Annotated in this window: 2 protein-coding genes; both read left to right on the plus strand. The window is 75.9% G+C overall.

Annotated features, from left to right (window positions below):
* On the plus strand, positions 1 to 1,147 hold a 1,147-nt coding region (locus tag ABD323_RS40265), incomplete at its 5' end, for a PP2C family protein-serine/threonine phosphatase (RefSeq protein ID WP_344447080.1).
* Positions 1,148 to 1,328: 181 nt separating this feature from the next.
* Positions 1,329 to 2,834 (plus strand): aminopeptidase P family protein, encoded by a 1,506-nt coding sequence (locus tag ABD323_RS40270; protein ID WP_344447081.1) that lies wholly within the window; start codon positions 1,329 to 1,331, stop codon positions 2,832 to 2,834.
* Positions 2,835 to 2,943 lie beyond the last annotated feature (109 nt).

Raw genomic sequence — 2,943 nt, forward strand, 5'->3', positions numbered from 1 at the left:
CGACGCCCCCGCCGGCGCCGGCTGGCGCGACCACGCCGGATACGGACCGCTGGTCGGCCTGGGCCTGGACCGGGCCGCCCTGGGCGCCCTGGAGACCGTGCCGATGGACCAGGGCCCGTTCGCCGGCCTGCTGCACCCCGTGGCACGCCCGCCGCAGTTGCTGCGCCCCGACCTCGCCGCCGACCCGGCCACCGCCGCCCGGTTCCGCTCGGTCGCCGCCGACCTCGGCATCGGCGCCTGCTACGCGCTGCCGCTGGCCACCGAGGAGGACGGCCCGCTCGCCGCCGCCGTCTGGTTCTATCCGGCGCCGAGCCGGCCCACGCCCGAGCAGCAGGAGCTGGCACGGCGCTACGCCGCCTTCGCGGCCCCGCTGCTGGCGGGCCGGCTGGAGGCCGAGCGCCGGCTGCGCGCCACCGAGGCGCTGCGCCGCGGCATGCTGCCCGACCACCTGCCGTACGTGCCCGGCCTGCGGCTGGCGGTGCGCTGGGTGCCCGCCGGGCTGGAGCGGTCGGCCGGCAGCGACTGGTACGACGCGATCACCCTGCCGGACGGCTCACTCGGGCTCACCGTCGGCTCGGTCTCCGGCGACGGACCGGGCGCGGGACCGGGCTCGGCCCCCGGCGCCGCCGCCGCGATGGGCCGGCTGCGGGCCGCGCTGCGCGCCTACGCGGTCCTGGAGGGCGAGGACCCGGTCTCCGTCCTGGGCGACCTGGAGCTGCTGCTCAAGACCACCGAACCGGCCCGCACCGCCACCGCCGCGTACGCCTGGATCGAGCCCGGCGAGCGCCGGATCACGCTGGCCGGGGCCGGCCACTGCCCGCCGATCCTGGTCACCCGGTACGGCGCCAACTTCGTGGAGACCTCGCTCTCCGCCCCGCTGGGCATGCTCAGCTGCTGGGAGGCGCCCGGCGTCGAGCTCAGCGCCGAGCGCGGCGACCTGCTGCTGCTGTACACCGAGGGCCTGGCCCGCCGGGCCGGCGGCACCCTGCACGCCGGGCAGGCCCGGCTGCGCAGGGCGGCCGCCGACGCGCCGCGCGAGGTGCGCCAGGACCCCGACCGCCTCTGCGCCCAGCTGCTGTCCTGCTGCCCGGCGGACCCCGCGGCGGCCACCGACGACCTGGTGCTGCTGGCGGCCCGCTTCGAGTAGCGGCCGCCCGGCCGGTCCCGCAGGGCGGGATCGGCCGGGCACGGACCGTCCGTCCGGTCCCTGCCGGGGACTCCCGAACGGGTGATCGGCTCGCCGTCCGTACCATGGGACGCACAGCCGCCCGAGACGTGTCGTGATCCGACGCGCCCGAGGCGGAGCGACTCGCAAGGAGGCGACGTACGTGACCGAGGACCGCACCCCGGCAGCGGCCGAGAACCCCGAAGGGGCCATCGGCGAGGAGAACCCCGCCGACGAGCCGATCAAGGGCCGCAAGAACGGGCTCTACTCCGAGGTGTCCGACGAGCTCGCCGCCTCGATGAAGTCCGGCTGGGCCGACACCGAGCTGCACGGGCTGGAGCCGCTCCCGCAGGCCCCGTACGCCGCCGAGCGGCGCGCCGCGCTCTCCGCCGCCTTCCCGGGCGAGCGGCTCGTGGTGCCCGCCGGCAACCTGCGCACCCGCGCGAACGACACCGAGTACTCCTTCCGCGCCGCCAGCGAGTACGTGCACCTCACCGGTGACCAGACCGAGGACGCCGTCCTGGTCCTGGAGCCGAGCACCGCGGGCGGCCACCAGGCCACCCTCTACCGGCTGCCGCGTTCGAACCGGGAGAACGGCGAGTTCTGGCTCGACGGCCAGGGCGAGCTCTGGGTCGGCCGCCGGCACAGCCTCACCGAGGCCGAGGCGCTGCTGGGCCTGCCGGCCCGCGACGTGCGCGGGCTCGTCGAGGAGCTCGAGGCCGCCGACCGCGCGGTGCCCACCCGGATCGTGCGCGGCTACGACGCGGGCCTCGAGGCCGCCGTCGCCTCGCGCACCGACGCCGACCGCGACGACGAGCTCAAGGTCTTCCTCAGCGGCCTGCGGCTGGTCAAGGACGCCTGGGAGATCGAGCAGCTGCGCGCCGCCTGCGCCGCCACCGTCAACGGATTCACCGACGTGGTGCGGGAGTTGGGCCAGGCCGTGGCCACCTCCGAGCGCTGGATCGAGGGCACCTTCTGGCGCCGCGCCCGGGTCGAGGGCAACGACGTCGGCTACGGCTCGATCGCCGCCGCCGGCCCGCACGCCACCACCCTGCACTGGGTGCGCAACGACGGCGACGTGCGCCCGGGCGAGCTGCTGCTGCTGGACGCCGGCGTGGAGACCGCCACCCTCTACACCGCCGACGTGACCCGCACGCTGCCGATCAACGGCACCTTCAGCCCGCTCCAGCGGCAGATCTACGACGCGGTCTTCGACGCCCAGGAGGCCGGCATCGCGGCCGTCCGCCCCGGCGGGCAGTTCCGCGACTTCCACGACGCCGCCCAGCGCGTGCTCGCCGAGCGCCTGCTGGCCTGGGGCCTGCTGGACGCCTCGGTGTACGACGTGGAGAAGGTGCTGGAGCTCGGCCTGCAGCGCCGCTGGACCCTGCACGGCACCGGCCACATGCTCGGCCTGGACGTCCACGACTGCGCGCACGCGCGCCGCGAGTCGTACGTGGACGCCGTGCTGGAGCCGGGCATGTGCCTGACCGTCGAGCCCGGCCTGTACTTCCAGCAGGACGACCTGACGGTGCCCGAGGAGTACCGCGGCATCGGCGTGCGGATCGAGGACGACATCCTGGTCACCGCCGAGGGCAACGAGAACCTCTCCGCCGGGCTGCCGCGCACGGCCGACGAGGTCGAGGCGTGGATGGCCTCGCTCACCGGCTGAGCCGTACCACCGGTCGAGCCGACCGGAGCACGCGCGGGTGCGCCCCGTCCCGGTCTTGGGTTCTAGGGATCGTTGCAACACCCTGACCGGGGACTGCAATGACCTTCGA

Source organism: Kitasatospora nipponensis (assembly GCF_039528135.1).
In the GTDB taxonomy this organism is placed as follows: domain Bacteria; phylum Actinomycetota; class Actinomycetes; order Streptomycetales; family Streptomycetaceae; genus Kitasatospora; species Kitasatospora nipponensis.